The organism is Aeromonas sp. TECH754, from assembly GCF_056279295.1.
Map to the genome: position 1 here is coordinate 1,711,809 of NZ_JBWBRA010000001.1, position 26,464 is coordinate 1,738,272.

The 26,464-nt window shown below is 60.0% G+C and carries 11 protein-coding genes; 6 read left to right on the plus strand and 5 right to left on the minus strand.

What is annotated here, in order from left to right; translation table 11 throughout:
* Window positions 1-176 precede the first annotated feature (176 nt).
* The gene (locus tag ACZ9IL_RS07580; RefSeq protein WP_476002964.1) at window positions 177-2,474 is read right to left on the minus strand and encodes an FdhF/YdeP family oxidoreductase; all 2,298 of its coding nucleotides are present in this window, start codon (window positions 2,472-2,474) and stop codon (window positions 177-179) included.
* Window positions 2,458-3,243, minus strand: coding sequence for a formate dehydrogenase accessory sulfurtransferase FdhD (fdhD, locus tag ACZ9IL_RS07585; protein WP_476002965.1), 786 nt, complete (start codon window positions 3,241-3,243; stop codon window positions 2,458-2,460). Before fdhD ends, ACZ9IL_RS07580 begins: the two co-directional genes overlap by 17 nt.
* Before the next feature lie 161 nt (window positions 3,244-3,404).
* Here fdhD and ACZ9IL_RS07590 point away from each other — a divergent pair, with 161 nt between their 5' ends.
* Window positions 3,405-4,274, plus strand: a complete 870-nt coding sequence (locus ACZ9IL_RS07590; RefSeq protein WP_476002966.1) for a LysR family transcriptional regulator — start codon at window positions 3,405-3,407, stop codon at window positions 4,272-4,274.
* 92 nt (window positions 4,275-4,366) lie between these two features.
* Here ACZ9IL_RS07590 and ACZ9IL_RS07595 read toward each other — a convergent pair whose 3' ends face one another.
* Window positions 4,367-8,032, minus strand: a complete 3,666-nt coding sequence (locus ACZ9IL_RS07595; protein WP_476002967.1) for an ImpA family metalloprotease — start codon at window positions 8,030-8,032, stop codon at window positions 4,367-4,369.
* 496 nt (window positions 8,033-8,528) lie between these two features.
* On the opposite strand from ACZ9IL_RS07595, the gene ytfQ reads away from it, so the two are divergent.
* From ytfQ to yjfF, 4 genes are all read left to right on the plus strand, one after another.
* Window positions 8,529-9,488, plus strand: a complete 960-nt coding sequence (gene ytfQ, locus ACZ9IL_RS07600; RefSeq protein WP_476002968.1) for a galactofuranose ABC transporter, galactofuranose-binding protein YtfQ — start codon at window positions 8,529-8,531, stop codon at window positions 9,486-9,488.
* Window positions 9,489-9,578: 90 nt separating this feature from the next.
* Window positions 9,579-11,081, plus strand: coding sequence for a galactofuranose ABC transporter, ATP-binding protein YtfR (ytfR, locus tag ACZ9IL_RS07605; protein WP_476002969.1), 1,503 nt, complete (start codon window positions 9,579-9,581; stop codon window positions 11,079-11,081).
* A gap of 8 nt (window positions 11,082-11,089) precedes the next feature.
* On the plus strand, window positions 11,090-12,112 hold the full coding sequence (ytfT, locus tag ACZ9IL_RS07610) for a galactofuranose ABC transporter, ATP-binding protein YtfT (RefSeq protein WP_476002970.1): 1,023 nt from the start codon (window positions 11,090-11,092) through the stop codon (window positions 12,110-12,112).
* Window positions 12,105-13,121, plus strand: a complete 1,017-nt coding sequence (gene yjfF / locus ACZ9IL_RS07615) for a galactofuranose ABC transporter, permease protein YjfF (protein ID WP_476002971.1) — start codon at window positions 12,105-12,107, stop codon at window positions 13,119-13,121. Before ytfT ends, yjfF begins: the two co-directional genes overlap by 8 nt.
* A 75-nt stretch (window positions 13,122-13,196) precedes the next feature.
* Here yjfF and ACZ9IL_RS07620 read toward each other — a convergent pair whose 3' ends face one another.
* Window positions 13,197-13,493, minus strand: coding sequence for a hypothetical protein (locus ACZ9IL_RS07620; RefSeq protein WP_476002972.1), 297 nt, complete (start codon window positions 13,491-13,493; stop codon window positions 13,197-13,199).
* Window positions 13,494-13,677: 184 nt separating this feature from the next.
* Here ACZ9IL_RS07620 and ACZ9IL_RS07625 point away from each other — a divergent pair, with 184 nt between their 5' ends.
* On the plus strand, window positions 13,678-13,851 hold the full coding sequence (locus ACZ9IL_RS07625; RefSeq protein ID WP_476002973.1) for a hypothetical protein: 174 nt from the start codon (window positions 13,678-13,680) through the stop codon (window positions 13,849-13,851).
* 360 nt (window positions 13,852-14,211) lie between these two features.
* Here ACZ9IL_RS07625 and ACZ9IL_RS07630 read toward each other — a convergent pair whose 3' ends face one another.
* On the minus strand, window positions 14,212-25,923 hold the full coding sequence (locus ACZ9IL_RS07630) for a peroxidase family protein (RefSeq protein WP_476002974.1): 11,712 nt from the start codon (window positions 25,921-25,923) through the stop codon (window positions 14,212-14,214).
* Window positions 25,924-26,464: the final 541 nt, after the last annotated feature.

Genomic DNA, 26,464 nt, shown 5'->3' on the forward strand with positions numbered 1-26,464 from the left:
GGCGTCTGTCGCCTGCGGCCGGGAAAGGGCGGTAAGGATATCGGCATCCCCGGCCCCCTTCTACCTAAAGATGGTTAGCCATACAGCCATCCTACAGCTTGGAGGACAGATTGGCTCAGATGAGGATTGTACATAGCCAGACCCCTGCCATGGGCAGGGGTCTGGCGGGACAACGGTTACAGATTGACGGCGAGGCTGACGGCCGGCGCTCTGGTGGGCGTCACCAGCACCGGCACCGATTTGGAGGTCGGGGTGAAGGATCCCTCCCCCACGCTGTCGATGGCGACCAGGGGATTGGTCTCCGGGTAGTAGGCGGCGATGTTGCCCTGCGGGATCTCGTAGAAGATCACGCTAAAGCCGCTGACCATGCGCTCGCGACCGTCGTTGCAGATGGCCGCCATGTCCACCTGCTGCTCCTCTTTGATCCCGAGTCGTTTGGCGTCCTCCTCGTTCATGAATACCACGTTGCGCCGCCCCTTGATGCCGCGATAGCGATCGTCCATGCCGTAGATGGTGGTGTTGTACTGATCGTGGGAGCGCAGGCTCTGCAGCAGCAATACCGGCTCGCCCACCATCTGCTCGGCGTGGCTGGTGCACTCGGGCAGGATAGAGTCCGGCAGGCGACCGGCCCGAAACTCGGCGCGCCCGCTTGGGGTGTTGAAGCGCAATGTGGCCGCCGCATTTTCGAGGTGGAAGCCGCAGGGCTCCTCGATGCGGCGGTTGAAATCCTCGAAACCGGCGATGGTCTCGGCGATGAGATCCCGCAACTTGGCGTAATCATCGCGCAGGGCCAACCAGTCGACCCGCTCGCTACCCAGGGTGGCCTCGGCCATGCGCGCCACTATGTCTATCTCGGACAGGCAGAGCGGGGAGACCGGCTCATTCATGCCGGTGGAGGCGTGCACCATGCTGAAAGTGTCCTCCACCGTGATCTTCTGGATGCCGGCGCGCTGTATGTCCAGCTCGGTGCGGCCGAGACAGGGCAGGATCAGCGCATCTTTGGATACCATCAGATGGCTGCGGTTGAGCTTGGTGCTGATCTGCACGTTGAGCTCACTCTTGCGCAGCGCCTCATAGGTGAAGTCGGTGTCCGGCGCGGCGGCCGCCAGATTGCCCCCGAGGCAGACGATCATCTTGCTCTTGCCTGCATGCAGTGCCTTGAGCGCCTCATAGACGTTGTGCCCGGGCGCGCGCTTGAGCCCCACCGGGAAACGGCGCTCCAGCCGGTCGATGAAGGCGGTGTTGGGTTTCTCGTTGATCCCCATGGTGCGGTTGCCCTGCACGTTGCTGTGGCCGCGCACCGGGCACAGCCCCGCCCCCGGCTTGCCGAGCTGACCGCACATCAGGTGCAAATTGACTATCTCGCGGATGGTATCGACCGAGTGCTTGTGCTGGGTGATCCCCATGGCCCAGCAGCTGATCACGCTGCTGCTGTGGGCAAAGATCTGCGCCGCCTGGGTGATGGCGTCTCGGCGCAGACCGGACTGGGCCTCGATCTGTGCCCAGTCGGTGGCCTTCACCTCGGCCACGTACTGATCAAACTGCACCGTATGCTGCTCGATGAAGGCCAGATCGATGCGCCCGCCCTCCTCTTCCAGGATGTACTTGGCCATGCCGCGCACCGCCGCCATGTCACCGCCAAGTTTGGGGGTAAGGTATTGATGGCTGATGCGGGTGGCGGCCGGAGTCAACAGCTCGGCCGGGCTCTGGGGGCTGGCGAAGCGCTCGAGTGCCACCTCTTTCAAGTTGTTGAAGGTGACTATCTGGCAGCCGTTGCGCGCCGCCTTGCGCAGGGAGTTCATCATGCGCGGGTGGTTGGTGCCCGGGTTCTGGCCGAACACGAAGATCGCCTTGGCCTGGTCGAAATCCTCCAGCACCACAGTGCCCTTGCCCACCCCGACGGACTGGATGAGGCCAACGCCGCTCGCCTCATGGCACATGTTGGAGCAGTCGGGGAAGTTGTTGGTGCCATAGAGGCGGCCGAACAGCTGATAGAGGTAGGAGGCCTCGTTGCTGGCGCGCCCCGAGGTGTAGAACTCCACCTCGTCGGGGCTGGCCAAGCTCTTGAGCTTGTCCGCGATGATCCCGAAGGCCTGGTCCCAGCTTACCGGCTCGTAGTGATCACTTGCCGGGTTGTAGCGCATCGGCTCGGTCAATCGGCCCTGATATTCGAGCCAGTAGTCGCTCTGGCTAGAGAGGCGGCGCACCGAGTGCTCGGCAAAGAAGTCCGCCCCCACCGTCTTGCCGGTCGACTCCCAGGCCACCGCCTTGGCGCCATTCTCGCAGAACTGGAAGGCCCCCTGCTTGTTGTCACCCCAGGCGCAGCCCGGGCAGTCGAAGCCGTCGCTCTGGTTGACCCGCAGCAAGTTCTTGATGTTCTGGCGGGTCTTCTGGCTGCGCAGCACCTGCTTGAAGGTGGACTGCAGGGAGGAAAATCCGCCGGCTTTGGCCGGTTTCTCAATATGGCTGGACATTGCGTTCTCCGATCAGGTCTGAGGTGCCCGTATGGGAATAGTAAACCGGGGCATCAAACCGGGGCACATGGATGAGGTTCAGGTGATATTTCAGGGCCAGTCGCACCGCGAGCTGGCTGGGGGACGCGAGGCTTATCAGGTGCGCCGCACCAAATTGCACCGCCTTGTGGATGAGTTCGCTGCCACAGCGGCTGGTGATGACCAGGGTAGTGCTGCGCCTGGGCTGGCGCAATTGCATGCCGATGAGTTTATCCAGCGCATTGTGCCGGCCGATGTCTTCCCGGCAAGCCAGGATCTCGCCGCCTTCATCCAGCGCCAGCGCCGCATGCAGCGCCCCGCTCAGGAGGGCCTTGCGCTGCCAGGGGGCGATGCGCTCGCGCAGGTTGAGCAGCAGGTCGGCGCTGGGGGGCAAGCGGGGCGTCAGGGGCGCCAGGCTGGGCAGCGCGTGCTCGATGGCCTCGACCCCGCAGATGCCGCAACCGGTGGCGCCGGTGAGACGGCGCTTGCGCTGGCTCAGCACGGCGAGGCAGCGGTTGGCGATGGTCACATCGAGCACGAAGCCGTATTCAGAGGGGGTGAGCTGGATGTCGTGCACGTCGTGGTTGCCTTGAATGATGCCCTCACCAAACAGGAAACCGATGGCGAAATCGTCGAGATCATCGGGGGTGGTCATCATGACGGCGTGGTTGATGCCGTTGATGTTGATGGAGACGGCCACTTCTTCCACCAGCTCATCCAACCTGGGCAACCGCGAATTGAGAGGAACCATGCGAGGCGCTTATAAAATGTATTCGGGCCTCAAGTTTAGATAACTCGAGACCTCAAAACCAATGAAACAAATCTATTCGCCGATAGGCAACTTCTATTGCAAGTGACGAGTCGATTGATTAAATTTGTCAGCCATCATCGGCTTCCCCTTCCCTATCTCCAATGAATATCAAGCAGTTGCAGTACTTTTACGCGCTGGCGCAGCATCGCCATTTCGCCAGGGCCGCCAAGGCCTGCTTCATCACCCAGCCGACCCTCTCCGCCAGCATCACGGCGTTGGAAAAGTCCCTCGGCACCGAACTGGTAGTGCGCAACAGCCAGTTCGTGTCGCTGACCCAGGCGGGCGACGTTGTGCTGCGCCACGCCGAGCGCATGCTGCTCGAGCAGGATTCGATGCGCCAGGAGTTGAGCCTGTTCGGGGGCCAGCTGTCCGGCGCCCTGCGCATCGGCATAGTGCCGCAATCCAGTGTCGACATCATGCCGATCTTCAAGCGCTTCAACGACGCCTTTCCCAACGTCATGCTGCGCCTGTCGGTGATGACCCACGCCGCCCTGCTCGAGCAGCTGGATCTGCACCAGCTCGACATTGCCCTCGGTTTTGACGAGCTGCTCACCGACCACCAGCGTCGCGCCTTCGAGCTGCACCTCAGTCGCCCCAATTCGATGGCGGTGCTGGGCACGGGCCCCCTGACTGACGCGCCACTGCGGCTGGCCGATCTGCAACCCCTGCCCCTGATCCTGCCAAGCAAGACCATGCAGTTTCGCCACCACTTCGACGAGGCCGTCGCCCGTCAGCAGTTGAGCCTGCGGGTCGTGCTCGAAACCGACTCCCTGTTCCACCTGGTCAATGCGGTGAGCCATGGCCTGGGCACCGCCGTGGTCAGCGCCGGCATCGCGGCCACCGCCCGCCAGCTGTTCAAGGTGCCCTGCCAGCCCCTCACCGACGTGACCGCCGGCACCACCGCCTTCATCACCCGCAAGCACAGCGTCACCCCGGCCATGAAGGCCTTCCTCGGTCTGCTAGGGGAATGAGTCGCCATCAGAACTGGTCGGCCCACCTTCGATCGTCGCGGCCGATGAGTACGCAACCCAATAAAAAACGCCCCTGAGGGCGTTTTTTATTCTTAAGGGACAGCGCAACTGGCCGGCGATCCCTGGTCGCGGGGCCAGCGGGTGCTGCCATCCGTCTCGGAGAGGGACAGGAATGTCAGCCCCTCGCTCATGGTGGCGGGCGGAAGATCGTCCTCCAGCACGTACATCCCCATGGGCAGGACGCCCGAGGGCTGGTTCGCCAGTACCTGAGCAACGGCAAGGCTGGAGTAGCGCAAGCCCAGCAGATCGAAGTGGCTGCGCCAGTCCAGGCCGGTGAGCCGACTCAGCGCAACCAGCATGAAGTCATTGCCAGGTATGTCTCGCACCCGCATGCCGCCATAGACGGCATGCCCCTCGAAGGGGAAGAGACCAAAGCCGAGTCTGTCCTTGTTGGCATTCCAGTCGCTCTCGGTCTCGGCAACGGCGCCAAAGATCCGTGAATACTGATAGAGCAGGGTGAAGATGTTGAAGCCGTTGCGCAGGCGAGTGCCGTCCGCCAGCACCATGCCGTGGGCACGCAGCGCCATCTGGATATAAAATGCCATGCGATAGCCGTTGTTGACCGCATAGGCATTGCTCTGCCAGGGCGCCTCGTAGCGGCTCTCCCCCAGATCCAGCCGCTTGCAGTTGGCCGCCAGCACCACCCGGTTGCCGCTCTTGTCCTTCACTTGGGCCGCGTCGGACATGAAGACGTAGAACAGATCCTTGTGATTCATGTGACCATCCCTGATGGGCGCCTGGTTGCCGTCGCGCAGGTAGTGGGCCTGCCACTTCACCACATAGGGGAAAATGTTGTTGGAGTTCTCCCCTGCCCGGCTGCCGTAGCGGCTCCAGTTGTCGGCATCCTTGGCGGCGGCGTAGTGCACGTTCAGGCGCTGGGTTTGCAGGTTGTGCCCCAGCTCGTGATTGTCCAGCCAGCCGGTCGGGCTGATGCTGCCGGAAGAGTCCCATGGATTGCCGCTGCAACCGACCCCGCAATGGGCATTCTGGTCATAGTTGGCATGCTGGATGATGGTGCGAGTATGCAGCGACTCGTCGAGGCACCCCTCCCCCAGCAGCGCGACGCAGGCGCTCTTGACCTCAAGGGGCAGCGACTCCGCCAGGCTCTTGCCCTGGATCTTGAAGCCCGCCAGGGTATAGACGCTGTTGATATGATCCCGGGAGATGCTCTCCAGCAAGGCATCGGTGTCGGCAATGGCGCCCCCGATGGCCCCGGTGAAGCGATCCCGGCGCAGATGTTGCTCGGCGCCATCGGCTCTGAGATCGACGTGAGGCAACTCGGTCTGCTCCAGCCGCTCGTTGAAGTCTCGAGCCTGCTGCTCATCACTGAAATCCAGGATCGCCGGATGGCGGGTCACGCCGCTGGCGGTCACCTCCACCTTTAGCTCCCCGGCCCCCCCTTCCAGATAGAGATAGAGGGGTCCTCCGTAGGGCGAGGTGAAGCTGACGCTGTCGCCCTTGTGCAAGGGAAGTCGCCCCGTGCTCAGCTCCAGCGGCACCCGATAGACCTTCTGCTCATAGGCTCTGTTGGTGTTGGGTCTGTGGTAATTGAGCCTGATGGCAGCCAAAACGTCCGCATTATCCGTGCGTTTCAGCGTAATACGCTGACCCGGCAAGGCATACCAACCCGTCGAGGTCCACTGCCCGGAATAAGGTACCGAGATGCTGCGGCTATCGTCGATGACCTCGGGGTAGGCATAGTGGGCCTGATCTCCCTTGGTCACCTGGCTGCGATCGATGACGTACTCCCCCAGATCGGGCTGCGGCGGATTGCGGAGCCGGGCATAGCTCACCAGCCAGTCGGCAAACATCGCCCGCTGCCAGGCCTGATGCTCGTCCCAGCCGATGGGGTAATCGATGGCGGCGCGGTATTTGTCGGCCAGCAGCAGGCTGGCCGGCAGCAACGCCAGGCCATCGCGGGCGAAGGGGCTGATCCCCGCCTTGTCCAGGGTGATGGCGGCATTCCTGAGCCAGTCTGCGCCCTGCTTGAACTGCGCGTTGAACTCCTCGACGCCACCGCAGTTAAGGAAGTTGCCGCCGCAGGTGTCCAGCAGTTGAGTGCTGAAATGTCCGTCCCTGAGGTTGACCAGCAGCGAATCGACCGCCATCAGCTGGGGATCCAGTGCCAGCAGGGTGCTCGCCGCCAGATCGCTGACCTTGAGCTTCGACCAGTAGTTGCCCCAGGTCACCAGCCCCATCTCCAGATAGAGGGGTGCCAGCAGCGGGCTGGCCTCCCGCCGGTAGTTGGAGAGCAGCAGCGGGATCCCGGCGGCCTTCGCCTTGGCGATGGCCTGGGCTATGCCCCGGTATCCGAGCCCCTGGCGATCGAGATCGCTTATCACGATAAGATCCGGCGCCATGCTGTCGATGCAGGCGCTGAGGGCCTGATAGTCGCACTCATTGGCTTGATTGATGCTGTGGGCGTCGAGATAGAGGGCCTTGAGCCAATCCCGGATCCCCTCGTTATGGGGGAAATACCCGCTGTCGGCGCGGCTCGGCATCTGGGCGGTCAGGATGCGAAGACCATCGTCATCACTATCCCTCCCCCGGGTCAGCCAGCCGATCAGGCGCTTGAGCAGCACCTCGCTCTGGGGCGTGCGATCCACCGCAAACAGGTTCGCCCCCATGGCCGCCCGGCGATAGCCGTCTTGCTCGGACACCATCACCAGGCCGCGAGTCTCGCTCTCCCCCTTGCCATTGATGTTGGAGGGGAGCAGGGTCAGGGTGCTCTCGGGCTGGAAGCTGGAGAAGGTGATGGAGTCGTGGCTCGGGTTCCAGCTGATGGGATCCAGGCCCTGATAGAGGGTGCGCACCAGCTCGATGCGGCGCGCCTCGCTGTCGGCGATGGCGCCACGGGCATGGGCGATGAGCTCCATGTCGCTGGCGAGGGTGTGATCCTCTTGGGCAATGGCATGGGCGGCATGCTTGATGAAGCGAGCCGATACCTGACAATCGGCGCCCATGGGACCCGTGGTGTAGGTGAGGCCGTGCAGCGTCCCCTCACAGCCGGCGATGCGATCCAGCACGAAGCCGGCGTCGGGCTCGACGGTGAAACGCCCCCGCTCACCCGCGCTCAAACGCAGGCTGGCCGGGCTCAACTGCCCGCCCTGGCTGCTCTTGGTCGTGGCCTCGAAATAGACGGGGGCCGTCTCCTGACTGAAGCTCGCCGAGACCTGGCAATCGCCGCGCATGGGGCCCGTGGTGTAGGTGAGGCCGTCCAGCGTCCCCTCACAGCCGGCGATGCGATCCAGCACGAAGCCGGCGTCGGGCTCGACGGTGAAACGCCCCCGCTCACCCGCGCTCAAACGCAGGCTGGCCGGGCTCAACTGCCCGCCCTGGCTGCTCTTGGTCGTGGCCTCGAAATAGACGGGGGCCGTCTCCTGACTGAAGCTCGCCGAGACCTGGCAATCGCCGCGCATGGGACCCGTGGTGTAGGTGAGGCCGTCCAGCGTCCCCTCACAGCCCGCAATCTGCGCCAACACATAGCCGGTGTCGGGCGCGACGGTGAAACTGCCCTGCTCGCCCGCGCCCAGGCGCAGGCTGATCGGGCTCAACTGCCCGCCCTGGCCGCTCTGGGTGGATGCCTCGAAATGCGCTGTCGCCGTGGGGGGGCTGACCTTGTCCTGCTCTGCCTCCCCGCCGCCACCGCATCCGTTCATGACAAGGGCCAGCAAGGGTGTGAGAATCACTCTTCTCATCTTCTCTCCTCCTCTCTACCAGGCTGTTTGGGGCCGGCAGTGTAGGGGGCGTGCTGCGTAATTTCAACCCTGAACGAATCCCATTTTAAGCGTCGACAGGCCACTCTCTCCCTGTCCTCTCCGATAGAAATGCGATGCCGCCAGGGCAGTTGAGGTAGCAGGAGGATGACGGCCCTTGCCATGGCGCTCCCGGCTGCTCGAATACCACCCGATTCACACCGGTGCGCTTACCCACCGGGATTACCCCATCGGTAGCGCCAGCAACTGTGGCTCTGGACAGAGGTGCTGGGGGGTTAAATAAATATGCAAATAAATCAATGGCACCCCCGCCGAACATATGAACTTCCCTGCTGTTTGTATGAAGGATCATGCTGCCAAAAATATTCTGTGAGCCATCTCCCATCGCAAAATAACCAAGCCTCTACTCTTGACTCGCATAATAAGGAGTTTGGCTAGACCCTGTTTATTTCATAGCGCATCGCACAAGGAGTGTCATATGTATAAGAAGATGAAACTGGCGGGAATAATAAGTGCAATCTTGCTCTCGGCCACGGCTTATTCCAGCGAGATGACGGTGGGATTCTCGCAAATAGGTTCCGAGTCTGGCTGGCGGGCGGCCGAAACTTCGGTAGCCAAAACAGAGGCACAAAAACGCGGTATCATCCTGAAAATTGCTGACGCCCAGCAAAAACAGGAGAACCAGATCAAGGCCATCCGTTCCTTTATCGCCCAAGGCGTGGATGCCATCTTTATTGCCCCCGTCGTGCAGACTGGCTGGGACCCCGTATTGCAGGAAGCCAAGGAAGCCGATATTCCCGTCTTCCTGCTGGATCGCAATATCAGCGTGAAGGATGATTCCCTGTTCATGACCGGCGTCGCCGCCGACAGCGTGCATGAAGGGGCGGTGGCGGCGCAGTGGCTGGTCGAGCAACTCGATGGGAAAGCCTGCAATGTCGTTGAATTGCAAGGTACTGTGGGTGCCAGTGTCGCGCTGGATCGCAAGAAGGGCTTCCAGGATACGGTGGCATCGGTGCCGGCCATCAAGATCATCCGGACCCAGTCCGGCGACTTTACTCGCAGCAAGGGTAAAGAAGTGATGGAGAGCTTCATCAAGGCCGAGAATAACGGCAAGAATATTTGCGCCGTCTATGCCCATAATGACGACATGGCCATCGGTGCCATCCAGGCGATTAAAGAAGCGGGCCTGAAACCGGGCAAAGACATCAAGATTATTTCCATCGATGGCGTGCCGGATATATTCAAGGCAATGATAGCCGGTGAAGCCAATGCCTCGGTTGAATTAACACCCAATATGGCGGGCCCCGCCTTCGATGCCTTGCTGGCCTACAAGAAAGATGGCAGCCTGCCCCCGAAAAACATCAAGACAGAGTCGATACTGTTCCAACCTGACAGTGCCCAGGCACAGCTCGACATGAAAAAGAGCATGGGTTATTAAGGTCACGCCCGTCGTGAGTCAGTCCTTTTAATAGCACGCCATATAAGTACCGTCACTTATATGGTGTGCTATGTCGGAGTGTCTATTTACATGTCAGACAATCATCACGAACTGATCTTGAATGCCAGCGGGATCTGCAAGGCATTTCCCGGGGTAAGGGCGCTGCATCAGGTGGATTTTGCCCTCCGGCGAGGGGAGATCATGGCGCTGCTCGGCGAGAACGGGGCGGGTAAATCCACCCTGGTCAAGACCCTCACCGGCGTCTATCAACGGGATGCGGGCCGCATCGAGCTGGATGGCGTCCCTATCACCCCCACGGACACCGCCCACGCCCAGCATCTGGGCATCGGCACCGTTTACCAAGAGGTCAACCTGCTGCCCAACATGTCGGTGACCGACAATCTGTTCATCGGCCACGAGCCCCGCCGCTTTGGCCTCATCGATCGAACCGGCATGACGAGGCAAGCTCAGGCCATCATGGCCAGCCATGGCTTCGAGATGGATGTCTCGCGGCCACTGGGTCACTACTCGGTCGCCATGCAGCAGATCGTCGCCATCGCGCGCGCCGTCTCGCTGTCGGCGAAGATCCTGATCCTCGATGAACCGACGGCGAGCCTGGATACCAGCGAAGTGCAGATGCTGTTTTCCATCATGCGCAGCTTGAGAGACAAGGGCGTCAGCCTGATCTTCATCACCCATTTCCTCGATCAGGTCTACGACATCAGCGATCGCATCACTGTGCTGCGCAATGGCGAGTTGGTCGGCACCCGCGACACCGCCACCCTGCCGCAGCTGGAACTGGTCAAGATGATGCTGGGGCGCGAGCTGGCCGAGAATGCCCTTCAGCGCGCCGGCAAGACCCTGCGCAGCAACCACCCCATGGTCTCCTTCAAGGGCTACGGCAAGAAAGGGGTGATAGCGCCCTTCAACCTGGAGGTCATGCCGGGAGAAATCGTCGGTCTGGCCGGCCTGCTTGGTTCGGGTCGTACCGAAACCGCCGAGCTGATGTTCGGCATTCAGGCCAGCGACAGCGGCGAGTGCCGGGTGCGCGACAAGGTCACCTCCATTCGCTCCCCGCGCCAGGCCTCCGCCAGCGGCTTTGGCTTTTGCCCGGAGGATCGCAAGAACGCCGGCATCATCGCCTCGGCCTCGGTACGCGAGAACATGGTACTGGCCCTGCAAGCCCAGCGAGGCTGGTTGCACCCCTTGTCACGCAAGGAGCAGGACGAGATCACCGCCCGCCTCATCGAGCAGCTGGCGATCAAGACCCCGGGCCCGGAGCAGCCGATCCAGTTCTTGTCCGGGGGCAACCAGCAGAAGGTGCTGCTGGCCCGCTGGCTGCTGACCAAACCGCAATTCTTGATCCTGGACGAACCCACCCGCGGCATCGATGTGGGAGCCCACGCCGAGATCATCCGCCTGATCGAATCACTCTGCGCCAACGGTCTGGCGCTGCTGGTCATCTCCTCCGAGCTGGAGGAGCTGGTGAGTTATGCCGACCGGGTGATCGTATTGCGCGACAGAAAACAGGTGGCAGAGCTCGCGACTGGCGAGCTCTCCGTCCCTGCCATCATGAACGCCATTGCCATGTGAGGCCTGATATGACGTCATCCATTTTACCGCTTCCCGCCCGGCGAGCACCGCTTGGCCGCTACTTGCCCACGGGCACGGCCCAGTGCGGTGCCCTGCTCTGCGTGCTCCTCATCAACGCCCTGGTTGCCGACAACTTCTTCGCCCTCCATATACAGGACGGCCGCCTGTTTGGCAGCCTGATCGACATCCTCAACCGCTGCGCCCCGGTGGCCCTGCTCTCCCTTGGCATGACCCTGGTGATCGCCACCGGCGGCATCGACCTGTCGGTGGGCGCCGTGATGGCGATCAGCGGGGCGACCATGGCCAGCATGGCGACCAGTGGCCACAGCCTGCCGATCATTCTGTGCTCTGTGCTCGGGGTCGGCTTGCTGTGCGGCTTGTGGAATGGCTTGCTGGTCGCCGTCTTCAAGATCCAGCCCATTGTCGCGACCCTGATCCTGATGGTGGCTGGCCGTGGCATCGCCCAGCTCATCACCGAGGGGCAGATCATCACCTTCAACAACGAGGCCCTGGCCTGGCTCGGCAGCGGCTCCCTGTTTTACCTGCCCACCCCGGTCATCATCACCCTGGGGGCCGCGCTGCTGATCTGGTTGCTGACCAAGCGCACCGCGCTCGGACTCTTCATCGAAGCCGTGGGGATCAACATCAAGGCGGCCAAGAACGCCGGCCTCAACACCCCCATGGTGGTGATCGCCACCTATCTCCTGAGCGGCATGCTGGCCGCCGTCGCCGGCATGATAGTCGCCGCCGACATCAGGGGGGCCGATGCCAACAACGCCGGCCTCTGGCTGGAGATGGACGCCATCCTGGCGGTGGTGATAGGCGGTACCTCGCTGATGGGCGGCCGCTTCAATCTCGCCCTCTCGCTGGTCGGCATACTGATCATTCAGGGGGTGAATACCGGGATCCTGCTCTCCGGCTATCAGCCCCAGTGGAATCAAATCGTCAAGGCCATCGTGGTGCTGGCGGTGCTCATCATGCAGTCACCGGCCCTCAGCCAGCTGCTCCCCCGGAGGTCACGCCATGTTTAAGCGCAATCTTCCCTTGATGGTGACCATCATGGTGTTTCTGGTCGGCTATCTGTTGTGCCTGGCCTCCTTCCCCGCCTTCTTGTCCACCCGCATTATTTGCAACATACTGACGGACAACGCCTTTCTGGGCATAGTCGCGGTGGGAATGACCTTCGTGATCCTCTCTGGCGGCATCGATCTGTCGGTCGGTGCCGTCATCGCCTTCACCGGGGTCTTGCTGGCCAAGCTCATCGGGGATCAGGGCGTCAGCCCGCTGCTGGCCATCCCCCCGGTCATGGTGCTGGGGGCAGGCTTCGGGGCCCTCATGGGGTGGCTCATCGACACCCTGAAGATCCCCGCCTTCATCATCACCCTGGCGGGCATGTTCTTCCTGCGGGGGGCCAGCTTCCTCATCTCGGAGCAGTCCCTGCCCATCGATCACCCGACCTTCACCGCGCTGTCGAGCCTGTCGTGGAAAATCGCGGGGGGCGGTCGCCTGAGCCTGCTGGCCCTGATCATGCTGGCGGTGGTGCTGGTTGGCATGGTCATTGCCAATCGCATTCGCTTTGGCAACAACGTCTACGCCGTCGGTGGCAACGCCACCTCGGCGGCCCTGATGGGGATCTCGGTGCGTCACACCACGATCCGCATCTATCTGCTCTCCTCTACCCTCGCGACCCTGGCCGGCATCGTATTTGCGCTCTATACCTCGGCCGGCTATCCGCTGGCTGCCGTCGGGGTGGAGCTGGACGCCATCGCCGCCGTGGTGATTGGCGGCACCCTGCTCAGCGGCGGGGTGGGCACCGTCTTTGGCTCGCTGTTCGGCGTGCTGATCCAGGGGCTGATCCAGACCTACATCAACTTCGACGGCACCCTCAGCTCCTGGTGGACCAAGATCATCATCGGCATCCTGCTGTTCAGCTTTATCGGCCTACAGCGCATGCTGATCGTCTTTTCGGAACATCGCAAAGCCAACAAGCCGAGTCCTTTCAAGCGGCAGATGCCCGCCGCCAACACCGCTCTGGAATGAGCCAGGCATGGGTCTGCGGCATGGCTGGCCGTGCCGCAGACCCATGAGGCTTGTCACCACGCCGTGGCAAGGCCGCTAGTATTCTCCGGCGCCGAGCAACCGCTCCTTCCAGAGATAGCCCTGTATGCCGAGATCCAGCAGGGGCCTTGGCGGTATACGGTTCGCTGCCCCCAAGGCTCGCATCGGCTCGCCCCAGGGGCTTGCCACCTCGCACACCCGATCGGCCAGCGCCTTGCCCGCGATGGTCTGCTTGCTGATCCCGGCGCCATTGCATCCCAATGCCGCGTAAATATGTGATCCAAACAGTCCCCAGTAACGGCGCCCGTTGCGACTCACGCTGATGAGCCCGGACCAGCTATGGGCGAACGCCATATCCTGCCGCGCGGGAAAACGCAACAAGAGCAGATGCCGGTGGCGCTGCCGCAAGGCATCGGTCGCACCGGCGGGGCTGCTCAGTGTCGGCGCGTGGCTCACATGCTGGCGGAGCAGGATGCGATGATCCCGGGTGTAGCGAAAAGTGGCGCCGGCGATTCAAGTCCCCCTGCTGCTCGAACACATGACAGATGTGCACAGCCTGTTTCTCTATTACGGCAGCCGGGCAGCCCAGCCCACCCAGATGCGACGCTTCATCGATCTGGCCGTCGAACGCCTGACCGACAACCCGGAGTTCGTGCTCGGCGCCGACGAATTGTGCCTCGCCCACGTCAAGGGCAAAGCCGCGCTGGGTTGAGGTGATGGCGATCGACAGTTTGCTTGTGTGTATCCGCAGCGAAAAGGTGTCGTGTCTCTGACAAGAAGCGAGGGGATGCAAGGCAGAAGATCAGAACCTGACGGGATCGCAGTGAGGCAGTAAGGCAGTAAGGCAGTAAGGCAGTAAGGCAGTAAGGCAGTAAGGCAGTAAGGATAATCTGCAACCGGTTGTTGTTGATCTCGAACATGAAGGAGTATGAGCTCGCTTTGCTGTGACCGGAAGGGAGCCTGGTGACAAGGGTAGTCAATGCGTTGAAGGCTGGAGCAGGCTTAATAGCCATAAAAAGGGAGGGCACTATGCCCTCCCCTTCATGGTTCACGTCCGCTGTGACAGCACCAACTAAGACAGAAGGAAGTCTGTAACAGTGACGGTTGTTGCATCGGCGACGCCTACCAGGCGGATAGAATCAGCTCCTCCGAAGTTGAGCAAGGTATCCGCACCCGCGTCAATGATGGTGACTCGGCTGGCAAAGGTCGCGGCTGTGATATTGAACGCAGCGATATTGATACGATCCTGGCCTCCCGCCGCGTTGACATCAAAACCGGTGATCCGATCGATCCCGAAGCCCGCAGCAAACAGGAAGATATCGTTGCCATTGCTGGCATCCATCGTATCGTTACCAGCGCCGCCAGTGACGGTATCATTACCGGCCCCCCCATTCAGGATATCATTGCCAGCCCCACCATTAAGGACATCGTTGCCAGCTCCGCCGGTGATGCTATTGGCCAGCGCATTACCGGTACCGCTAAAGTTGCCGGTACCGCCAAAGAACAAGTCCTCAACGTTTGCGCCCAAGGTGTAACTGTTCAGGGATGTCCAGACGCTATCAACACCCCCTCCAACACCCTCAATCACTACATCGCCAGCATCTGTCACCTCGTAGGTATCATTACCTGCGCCGCCAACCAGCCTGTCAGCACCCCCGCCACCACGGAGGACATCGTTGCCAGCTCCGCCGGTGATGCTATTGGCCAGCGCATTACCGGTACCGCTAAAGTTGCCGGTACCGCCAAAGAACAAGTCCTCGATGTTTGCGCCCAAGGTGTAACTGTTCAGGGATGTCCAGACGCTATCAACACCCCCTCCAACACCCTCGATCACTACATCGCCAGCATCTGTCACCTCGTAGGTATCATTACCTGCGCCGCCAACCAGCCTGTCGGCACCCACGCCACCACGGAGGACATCGTTGCCAGCTCCGCCGGTGATGCTATTGGCCAGCGCATTACCGGTGCCGCTAAAGTTGCCGGTACCGCCAAAGAACAAGTCCTCGATGTTTGCGCCCAAGGTGTAACTGTTCAGGGATGTCCAGACGCTATCAACACCCCCTCCAACACCCTCGATCACTACATCGCCAGCATCTGTCACCTCGTAGGTATCATTACCTGCGCCGCCAACCAGCCTGTCGGCACCCACGCCACCACGGAGGACATCGTTGCCAGCTCCGCCGGTGATGCTATTGGCCAGCGCATTACCGGTACCGCTAAAGTTGCCGGTACCGCCAAAGAACAAGTCCTCGATGTTTGCACCCAAGGTGTAACTGTTCAGGGATGTCCAGACGCTATCAACACCCCCTCCAACACCCTCGATCACTACATCGCCGGCATCTGTCACCTCGTAGGTATCATTACCTGCGCCGCCAACCAGCCTGTCGGCACCCACGCCACCACGGAGGACATCGTTGCCAGCTCCGCCGGTGATGCTATTGGCCAGCGCATTACCGGTACCGCTAAAGTTGCCGGTACCGCCAAAGAACAAGTCCTCGATGTTTGCACCCAAGGTGTAACTGTTCAGGGATGTCCAGACGCTATCAACACCCCCTCCAACACCCTCGATCACTACATCGCCGGCATCTGTCACCTCGTAGGTATCATTACCTGCGCCGCCAACCAGCCTGTCGGCACCCACGCCACCACGGAGGATATCGTTGCCAGCTCCGCCGGTGATGCTATTGGCCAGCGCATTACCGGTGCCGCTGAAGTTGCCCAGCCCGGTGTAGGTCAGGTTTTCGACATTGGCGCCGAGCACATAGCTCGCCAGGCTGGTTCGCACGGTATCATCAGTACCACCATTCACACCCTCGACCACCGCGTCCGTGGCCACATCGACTATATAGGTGTCGTTACCTGTGCCACCGTTCATCACGTCTGTGCCCAAGCCGCCGTTGAGAGTGTCATCGCCATCTCCACCGTTGAGAATGTCGTTACCAATACCGCCGGTGATGATGTTGGCCAACGCATTGCCGGTGCCGCTGAAACTACCTAGCCCGGTGTAGGTCAGGTTCTCAACGTTGGCAGCCAGCGAGTAGCTGGCCAGGCTGGTTCTAACCAGATCGGTACCATCGCCCAATGCCTCTATGACAGAGTCACCAGCATTGTCGACCACAAAGGTGTCATTGCCAGCACCACCGTCCATCACGTCAGCACCCAAACCGCCGTCTAGAATATCGTCACCGGATCCACCGAACAGCTGGTCAATACCCGCCAAACCATTCAGCACATCGCTCCCTCCCAGACCGATTAGCACATCATTGCCCACGGTACCGAACAGGATATTGGCGGCGTCGGTACCCGTCAGCACGACACCAGACACAGCCGCTGTTGCCGCAGAAATCACCGTTTCCGGCGCACCGAAACCGTCGATATAGCTCACCAGCGCACGTAGTTGCAGACCTGCCTGTGCCAGACCCGTGGTGAAGGTCTCGGCGGTCGCCCCATTGATGTCAGTGAACGCGTTGCCAATACCTTGCTGCCACTGGAAGCTAAATGCTCCCAGCCCGTCCACATCGGCAATACCGGCCGTCAGCGCGGTCAGTATTTGCCCTTGAGTCGGCGTCGTATCGCTGACCAGCAATGCGCCTGTCGGTGCATCGTTGACATTGGCCACCGGCCCGACCAGATCTGATTCGACGGTTTCCGCCACACCGAAATCGTCCACATAGCTGACCACCACTCGGATCAACTGATCAACATTCGCTTGCGACAGTGCCAAACTACTGGTTGTTGCCCCCGCTATGTTGGCAAAACCATCACCACTGTCAGCCTGCCATTGATAGCTGAACCCGTTACTGGCCAAGGCATTGCTTACACCATCCAGTTCGATGATGTTGGCTGGATCCAGGGTCAGCAACTGGTTCTGCGCAGCCACCCCGGTGATGGTCGCCCCTAGCGGTGCGGTGTTCGCCGCCGAGTCAACGATCTCCAGCGTCCCCTTGGTATCCTGATACACAGCACGGACACGGATGTTCAGACCCGCCACATCGTCCGCTACCCGGTAGGTGCTACCGGTCGCCCGCGAGACCTCACCGGCGGCGACAAAGGTAATGTCTTCATAGACACCCGAACCCGCCACGTTCTCAACCTGCCAGTAATAGGACACCGCACCGGTAATAGCACCGGTCGGATTAGCCCCACTCACGTTGTCCAGGTCGTGCACGGCCCGGTCACTGACCCGCAGCAGTTGGCCAGCAACCGATGTGTCGTTACGCTCACCGGTGGCCGCATCGAGGATCGCCAGGTGGCTCGTCGGGTCATTGTTCACGGCGGTGCCAAATCCCGATATCGCAAAATCTGAGAACTGCAGACGCTCTATGCCGGTCAGACGATCAACGCCATCACGCCCAGCCACCGAATCAGTCACGATAAGGGTGTCCCCATCCTGAACAACCTCGTATTCCCCCGCAGTACCGGAGAACAGCGCAGTGTCATAGCGATCATTACCGGTCAGGATCTCCCGCACTATGACCAGTTGCCCCGGGTTGTAGGTGCCGTTGAGCATAAATGGCACCATCGGCGCCATGCTGTCAAAGGTGGCGATTTCGGGGCCAGTGCCATCCGCGTTCTGCCGCACACTGATGCGTACGTTCAGCCATTTGTCACCATCGATGATGTCATCACCACCACGGCCCTCGATGAGATCGCTACCGCTCCCGCCCAGGATAATGTTGCCACCATCGAAGAAGGTCGCTCCGGCCGGTAGCAGGGCACGCAGTCCATCGATCAGGTCGATGTTGGTCAGCACGCTGCCGGTTGCACCCGCTGTAGGCAGCGAGGTGGCGTCTTCGTTGTCGCCGCGCAAGAAGTCCCCATGCGACGATCCCGACAGGCCTTCCATGATGTCAAACCGCACCAAGGCCGAAGCACCCGATCCCGGCATCGGCGGTACATCGAAGAAGCGGTCGCTGTAATCGATGGTCACGCCTTGGGTGAGATCCTTGAAGGTCGCCCAATCGTAGCCAGAGCCACCGATATAGCGGTCACCGAAGCCGAGACTGCCGACCATGATGTCGTCACCTCCCTCCCCATTGAACTTGTCGTTCTCGTTGCCACCGATGAACACATCGTGACCTATTACCGGATCGTTGCCGAGCGGGTCGAAGTTGTCGCCAGGTGCGCCATCTGAGGTCCCTTTCTCGATCCAGTCATCCCCCTCGTTACCCATGTCCTGTTCGTTGGCCTTGCTGCCCAGGATGAAGTCGTTACCCTGACCACCAATGGCTTCGGAGGCATCCTCACCGGTGATGATGAAGTCATTGCCAAAGCCACCAATGATCAGGTTGACGCCATTGCCTCCGTGCAGCACATCGTTGCCGTCGCCACCTTGGATATTATCGTCGCCGCCCATGTCGGTGATGATGTCGTCACCCGCACCACCACGCAGTTGGTCGTTGCCGTAACCGCCTTCGATGCGATCGTTGCCGACATCCCCCCAAACCGTGTCATCCCCCTCACTGGCAATGAGGATATCGGCACCATTGGTGCCGCCCAACACGATGTGCTGGTCACCGGCGTAGCGAATGTAGTTGGTGTCAGTCCCGGCGGTCAGTGGGTTATCGCGGAAGACCACCTGCTCGCCGTTGGGACCCAGCGGATCGGCACTGCCCAGGCCATCGTTGAACTGCTTGGTGCTGTCCACTTCCAGATAGAACCCGGGATCGGAGAACACCAGACCCGGCAAGTGCGTAGCCGAGCTGTTGGCCATGATCAACTTGGCAAACGAGTTGCTTTCCAGTTCGGCATTCATCGACAGGCCGGAAGTACGCTCCAGATAGTAGAAGCGATCGCCGTCTTGCAGTTTTTCCAGCTGGTTTTCGAACACAAAGTTGAAGGTGGAGCCGAGCATGCCACCGAACGGGTTTTTCTCTTCGGCCAGGCCACCTATCCACAGATCGATGTCATCGACCCCCGTGACGGTCACACCATTGGGCAAACTGGCGTAGTCACCGGTACCGTTGAGGAATGCGAGGCGATCGGCGGGAGTCGCGGTGAACACCCGTTGATCGGGGGTCCCTCCATTGATCACCGCACTACCGCCCACGGTCAGGGCCAGAGCCACGGCACGTTTTTCCTCCAGAGTGTCAACGTCAGCGGCCTGCAATGCGGCATGTATGCCATAGGCTGCAATGAAGTTGATCAACGAGGCAGGATGCTTGAGATGCTGCACCAAGTCGGCCCAGCTAGTGTACGGCTTGAGCTGGGTGTCCCCGGTTTGGCTATAGATCTCACGACGCACCGCATTGAACGAGGGGATCCCCACGTCGCGACCGCGAGCAATGTTGATCGCCGGCAGGTCAAGCGGCAGGCCGAGCAAGTTATTGCGCAGTGCCTCGGTGACGAACTCATCGATTTCATTGCCCGCCTGGCGAGTGGCCCCACGGATGATCGCACTGGTCGCATCCTCTGGGTTATCGCCACTGGCCACGTAGGCCAACGGGTTGAGGAAGGCTGCGATGAGGCCAAGTTGCTGATCAGGAGCGGTACTGTTCGGATCGTTGACCACATTGAAATCAATGTCGTAGCGATCGACGGTCTCGGTCAGCATAGAGTGGCCAAACCGATACACGGTGTGGGCAAACTCGGCGACGATCGAAGGATCGAGGTCGACGTCATAGACCTGAGTCGGTGCAAAGAACAGATCGACGTTAGGCTGGATGGTCCGCGCAAACTCTTCGAACACCAAGTGCTGGTACTGCATCTCGGTACCGAACTTGGCGGCCTGGAATAGGCGCTCACCATCCCACTGCAGTGTGCCGGCGGCTGCCTGGGTAAGGGCCTGGGCGACCGACGTCACGTCGACCAGCAGCCATTCGTTGATGAAGTCCAAGTCATTCGAGTCGAGCACAGTGTCTTTGGTCTGCGCGACCAGACGGTTGTGCTCGGAGTGGAAGATCGCATGCACCGTAGTCAGGCCGATGTTCTCGTTAACCCGGCCGTCCCCCGCAATGTAGTGCGCATCCAGCAGCTCATTGTCGTAGGCCAGATTGTTGCCTTGCGGCCCCACAGGCACGGCATTTCCGATAGCGACATCGGCATCAGGAGCAAGATCGTCAGCCGTATTGGCGATACCGTCGACACCGAGCCCTGACGTGAACACCACTTCCGCATTGTGCGCGATGTCGTTGAGGAAGGCATGACCGGTACGTACCGCGTTGGCCAAGCTGATTGGGTTGGCGGGATTACCTTCGACTTCTGTCGTGATGTCGTCGACAGTTCCTGCCAGTCCGTCCGCACCATTTCCAGTGCGGATGACCACCATCGGGAAGCCATTTGGTCCCTTGATGAAGTTACCGTAGGCGTCGGTTGCCAGCAGCGGCACGTTTCCAACATCGGCATCGGTCAAGTTGATCCCGAGCATTTCACGAGCCTGTGCTTTCACCACAGCCCAGGTTGCCATACCACCGATTTCAGCACCCAGCGTGCCATTGACGTTGAGCTCGTGATTGGTGATCAACCGGCCGGTCGCATGTGGGTCACCGTCCGGACCGATTTTGTACTCCCGCAGAAACACCTGATGTGAGGGGTGCGAACTGTAGGTCTGGTTTTGATCCACGAACGGCGTGGTCGTGTTGGTGTGCTCATGAATGTCATCGGCCGTGCCAAGCAGCCCATCCTGTCCCGGCAGGTTGGTCGCACGGGTCAGCACCATGAAGTTGGTATTACCACCCACCACATATAACGGGTCATCCGGTTGCAGCGGGATGTACACAGTCCCTGATCCACCCTTGGTGACCAGGTCCAGACCATGATCGAAGAACTGCCCGAAGAACGTCATCAAGGAGTTGAATGGTGCAGACAATCCCGCATCCGGTGCCGTGTTCTCGAAAAGGAACACATCACGGTCGTCGGCAGTCCCGAACTGACCATCCATGCCTGGGCTGGCGACTATCCGTACACCATCCTTGAGCACGTCGTCGTTACCCGCCCCCACGATGCCAAAGTTCAGCACACCGTCCGCACCCGGGTCGTAGGCCGCGGTATAAGCCGCTGGATTGTTCGATGTCTGATCGACGATCAGATTGCTGATGGTACGCGGCTCGGAGTCAAATACCGGACCACTGGTTTGCGCGTACGAAGAACCCGGAATGGCTGGCGAGCCGGGACCAAAGAAGCCGGCAGGCGCACCTTGCGCCGGATTGAACACCGGGTCGGTCAGCCGCGGGAAGACATTGTCGGCAGCACCAAACTCGGTGTTATCGGTGCCGTTGAGGTTCATCAGGTTATTACCGCTACCATCCACATGGCGCAGCCCGAGAGGCGCGCGAATATTCGGGATCAGCGAGAGAATGTCCTGACCTGCCGCCTCAGCCTCGGCAATCTTGATCTGAGCGAGGATGAAGTTGAGATCGGAGCGAACCATATTCAGGCCCTCTCCACCCTCTGTGGCATCGACCACGGGTACCGGCGCTGTTGGTACGACTGTCGCACCGGCAGCGACGGCCGTAGTTGGTGCGGAGAACAGGATCTCCGTAGTGCCGTGCGCATCCTGGTAGATCGCCTTGACCCGCAGCGACAAGCCAAGGAGGTCCGGAGAGACCTTGAACGTGGTGCCGTCGGCACTTTGGAATGCCAAGTCACCGGCAGGCAACAGGATGATATCCTCAAACACGCCGCTGCCTGGCGTGGCCTCGAACTGCCAATAGTAGGACACCGACGAGGTGACTGCCCCGGTCGGATTGCCTGGGTTGCCCGGAGTCACAGCAACCACGTTGTCAACATCGAGCACACCGAGCATCGACACTGTCAGGGTATCGCCCACCCTGAGCGACCCGCCGTTTCGATCAACGACGGTCGGTGAACCGGTTGGTTGTGCGTTCCCGGTTGCCAGCACTTGCTGGCCGTCAGCAAACTGCAGCCGCTCGATATGCAGCAAGGTATCGGTGCCTTCGTTGCCAACGTTGTCGGTCACCGTCCAGACATCATCCGTCGCATCATTGAGAGTGCTGGCGCCACGAGTCTGCGTCACCGTGTAATTATCTTGCACGCCTGCATAAATCGCAGTGTCATACGCAGCCCCCCCTGTCGAGGTGCCGGGCAGGACTTCCCGCACGGCCTTGAGCTGACCAGGGTTGTAGGTGCCATTGATCATCGCGGGGATCATGTCGGTCATGCTGTCGAAGCTGGCGATCTCGGGGCCGGTATGATTGACATCACCTGGTGCGTAAACGGCGATCCTGACATTGAGCCATTTGTCGCCGTCGATCAGATCATCGCCGCCACGGCCCTCGATCAGGTCGCTGCCATTACCGCCGAGGATAATGTTACCGGTAGCAAAACCGGTGGTCGGCAAGCCCGCATCAGCCAGGAGCTGCGCGAGCCCACGGATCAGTGCCACATTGGTCAGTGCGCTACCGGTGGCCCCTCCGTGATTGATGATAGTGTCCGCATTGACATCATCACCTTTGAGTACGTCGCCGAACCGTGAACCAGACAAGCCTTCCACTTCCGCGAAGCGGTCAAGGATCGAGGCGGGTGATGCCCCTACCGGGTTGAATATCCCGGCATTCTGATTTGGCGCGTTGCCGTGTGGCTGGGCCAACGCGGCCAGCGACAAGTCGACGGTCACGCCGATATTGTCGTTCTTGTAGGTCACCCAGTCGAAACCGGACATGCCGTCCATTTTGTCCTGGGCATCGCTGCCGACGAAGATGTCATCACCTCCCTCGCCGATCATTTCGTCAAAACCGCCACCGCCGACGAAGATGTCGTTGCCAATCACGTCGTCAGTCAGCAAGGGGGCCGCATTGTCGCCGGGAGCCCCGTCCTGGGTACCATGTTCGATCCAGTCATCGCCTTCGTTGCCAGTCGGTGGCAGGTTGGTCTTGGCACCGAGGATGAAGTCGTCTCCCCTGCCGCCAAAGGTGGTAGTGATGTCTTCGGTGGTAATAATAAAGTCCTGCCCATCCCCACCGAGGATCAGGTTACCCACGCCGCCGACCAGCATGCTGCCAGCTACGATGACGTCATTACCTGCATTGCCTTCGAGGCGATTGTCACCGAACGAATCGGTAATGATGTCATCGCCGTCACCACCCAGGACGGCATCGTTGCCCGCTCCGCCCTCAAGGCGGTCATTGCCAGCGTCACCGTAAACGGTGTCATCACCGTCGCCAGAGATGATGATGTCATTGGCCGCAGTACCGCCCAGGACCATATGGTCTTCCCCGGTGTACTGCAGGTAGTTGTTATCCGGACCGTCGGTATTGGGATTGTCGCGGATCACCAACGGCACGATTTGCACGCCGTTGATCATGATGCCACCCGTCGGATCGGCGCGGCCATCTGCCCCCAAGCCAGTGAACTGCTTGCTCTGATCGACTTCAAGGGTAAAGGTCGGTGTCAGGAACACGGTGTTCGACAGATGGGTGACGTTGCTGTTGAGCATGATCAACTTGGCGAAGGAGTTGTTCTCCAGCTCGGTGCCGAAGTTCAGGCCCGCAGTGCGTGACAGGTAATAGAAACGGTCGCCGTTCTGCAACGCCTCCATCTGGGTTTCGAACACGAAGTTGAAAGTCGACCCCAACATGCCGCCGAACGGCATTTTCTCCTCTGCCAGGCCACCGACCCAGAAATCGATGTCATCCACACCCGTGGTGGTGACGCCATTGACCATCGCATAGGTGCCGGTGCTGTTGAGAAATGCCAAGCGATCCGTGTTATCGGCGGTAAAGGTTCGTGCATTGGCAGTACCAGCATTGATCACTGCACTGCCACCAAACACCAAAGCCGCAGCCACGGCACGCATCTCGACCAAAGTATCCACATCAACCGCAGTCAATGCTGCATGGGTACCGAAGGCCGCGATGAAGTTGACCAACGACTCGGGGTGCTTGAGGCTATCCATCAAGTCAACCCAGCTGATGTACGGCTTGAGCTGGCTATCACCGGTTGAGGCATAGAACTCCCGGCGTGCCTCGTTCAGCGTGGGGATGCCGGTATCGCGGCCACGAGCCAGATTCAACGCCGGCAAGTCAAGCGGCAGACCGAGCAGATTGTTACGCAGTGCTTCGGTGACAAACTCGTCGATCTCGTTGCCCAACTGACGAGTGGCGCCGCGAATGATCGCGCCAGCCGCGTCATCCGGTGATGAGCCACTGCTCGCAAACGCCAGCGGATTGAGGAAAGCGGCGATCAGGCCCATTTGCGAGCCGGAGGTGAGCAGCGGATTGAAATCGGGGTCGAAGCGATCGACTGTTTCGGTCAACATTGAGTGGCCGAAGCGATACACCACGTGGGCAAACTCGGCGAGAATGGCCGGATTGATCGAGCTGTCATAGCCGTTGGGGGCAAGGAATTCATCGATCTGCGGTTGTACGGTCCGCCCGAACTCTTCGAATACCAGATGCTGGTACTGCATCTCGGTACCGAACTTGGCAGCCTGGAACAACCGTTCTCCGTCCCACACCAACGCAGCAATCCCGGCGGGCGTTGTCGGGATGGCGGCCACGTCGTTAACCAGCCACTCATTGAGGAAAGCTAGATTACCGGAGGCAAGAAGGGTCTCCTTGGTTTGTTCGATCAGGCGGTTATGCTCGGAGTGGAACACCTGATGCACGGTGGTCAGACCGATGTTCTCGTTCACCCGCCCATCACCGGCAATGTAGTGGGCATTGAGCAGTTCGTTGTCGTAGGTGCCAGCGGCCAATGGACCCGTGTTTACCACTGTGTCGCCATCGGCTATCAGACCCGCAGTGGGCGCAGCGTTATGAGCAATATCATCGAGGAAGGCATGGCCGGTATGTACGGCGTTGACTAGGCTGACCGGTGCGGTGAGGCTGCCTTCAGCTACAGATCCGTCGGTCATCATCACTTGCGGGAAACCGTTGGCTCCCTTCAGGAAGTTACCATACGCATCGGTCGCCAGCAGTGGGACGTTGAATACATCTTGATCCGTCAGGTGGATACCGAGAATCTGTTCGGCCTGTGCCTTTACTACGGCCCAAGTGGCCATGCCGCCAATTTCGGCACCCAGCGTTCCATCCGCATTGATCACGTGATTGGTGATCAACCTGCCAGTCGCCACAGGCTCACCAGCCGCATTAAGGACATACTCGCGCAAAAATACCTGGTGTGAAGGATGCGAACTGTAGGTCTGGCTTTGGTCTACAAACGGCGAAGTGGTATTGGTCTGCCCATCATCGGCAGTGCCAATCACACCGTCCGCACCCGCAGTGCGCACCGCCCGCGACAGCACCATGAAGTTGGTTGGGCTACCCGGTACGAACAGCGGATCATCCGGCTGTAGTTGAATAAATACGGTCTCTGTGTTGCTCTTGGTGACTAAATCGAGACCATGGTCGAAAAACTGGCCGAAGAAGGTCATCCACTGATTGAAGCCGGCTGTCAGACCAACATCCGCCGACACGTTGGGGATGAAAAACACAGGTTTGTCATCGGGCGTACCGAATACACCATCCAGGCCCGGGCTGAGCACCGGAAGGGCTCCGCCATTCGCTGCAACCGCCGCCGGGTTGCTGGCGGTCTGATCAACAATCAGGTTGCTGATAATCCGTGGTTGCGGGTCAAGCACATTCCCTGCTGCGTCATATCCCGCAAGAAATGAGGGATCTAGCAAATGCTGAAAGTCATTGTCCGCAGCGCCAAATTCACTCTGTCCGGCGACCAGGTTGTTGTAGCTGCCATCAACGGTACGTAGACCGAATGGCACCTGGCTGTTGGGGAGCAAATCACTGAGTTCTGCGCCGTCGGCATGCGCTTCTGCAATAAGGATTTGCTGGAGGATGAACTCCAGATCCGACATATTGAAGTTGGCCATTTTCATTTCCCTTGATCTATCAGGGGGAAGGAGAGGAACAACAAAATCCTGCCCATACCCCATCAGGCGCTGACTTCCGCAGCGTATTGGTTCAGTCTTTTGGCGATGGCAGATACGAGATAGACAAAGTCGTTAGCCCGCATCGACGCCTGGAACTCGCACAATGAATCACTCACTGGGCAATTTAGGCAGAGCGAATCAGGGCTCCTGGTGGACCATGGAGACAAGAAGTAAAAACGAACGTTTTAAATAGCCTAGTTTCCATGTAAAAGAGCAAAATGATCGACATGTTCTACTCCCTCAGGAATATCGCCTTACGTTGCCAAAATGATGACTGGCTCCAGCCGGAGCGACATCCCCACTGCGCCAAGGTCTATAACACGAAGATTCCCAAACACTCATAAGACAATACAAATAAAGTCAATCGATAATCACTCAAACAACAATGATTCCAACTGTCATATCTAAACCTGTTTTTATACACACTAACAATGCAGAGAAATGCGCTATTGATTAACTTAACTTTACCTAATTACATTTT

Bases quoted from the DNA above. Each gene is read 5' to 3' on its own strand.
- ACZ9IL_RS07580 (WP_476002964.1), bottom strand. From the start codon at position 2,474: ATGTCCAGCCATATTGAGAAACCGGCCAAAGCCGGCGGATTTTCCTCC.
- fdhD (WP_476002965.1), bottom strand. From the start codon at position 3,243: ATGGTTCCTCTCAATTCGCGGTTGCCCAGGTTGGATGAGCTGGTGGAA.
- ACZ9IL_RS07590 (WP_476002966.1), top strand. From the start codon at position 3,405: ATGAATATCAAGCAGTTGCAGTACTTTTACGCGCTGGCGCAGCATCGC.
- ACZ9IL_RS07595 (WP_476002967.1), bottom strand. From the start codon at position 8,032: ATGAGAAGAGTGATTCTCACACCCTTGCTGGCCCTTGTCATGAACGGA.
- ytfQ (WP_476002968.1), top strand. From the start codon at position 8,529: ATGTATAAGAAGATGAAACTGGCGGGAATAATAAGTGCAATCTTGCTC.
- ytfR (WP_476002969.1), top strand. From the start codon at position 9,579: ATGTCAGACAATCATCACGAACTGATCTTGAATGCCAGCGGGATCTGC.
- ytfT (WP_476002970.1), top strand. From the start codon at position 11,090: ATGACGTCATCCATTTTACCGCTTCCCGCCCGGCGAGCACCGCTTGGC.
- yjfF (WP_476002971.1), top strand. From the start codon at position 12,105: ATGTTTAAGCGCAATCTTCCCTTGATGGTGACCATCATGGTGTTTCTG.
- ACZ9IL_RS07620 (WP_476002972.1), bottom strand. From the start codon at position 13,493: ATGGCGTTCGCCCATAGCTGGTCCGGGCTCATCAGCGTGAGTCGCAAC.
- ACZ9IL_RS07625 (WP_476002973.1), top strand. From the start codon at position 13,678: ATGACAGATGTGCACAGCCTGTTTCTCTATTACGGCAGCCGGGCAGCC.
- ACZ9IL_RS07630 (WP_476002974.1), bottom strand. From the start codon at position 25,923: ATGGCCAACTTCAATATGTCGGATCTGGAGTTCATCCTCCAGCAAATC.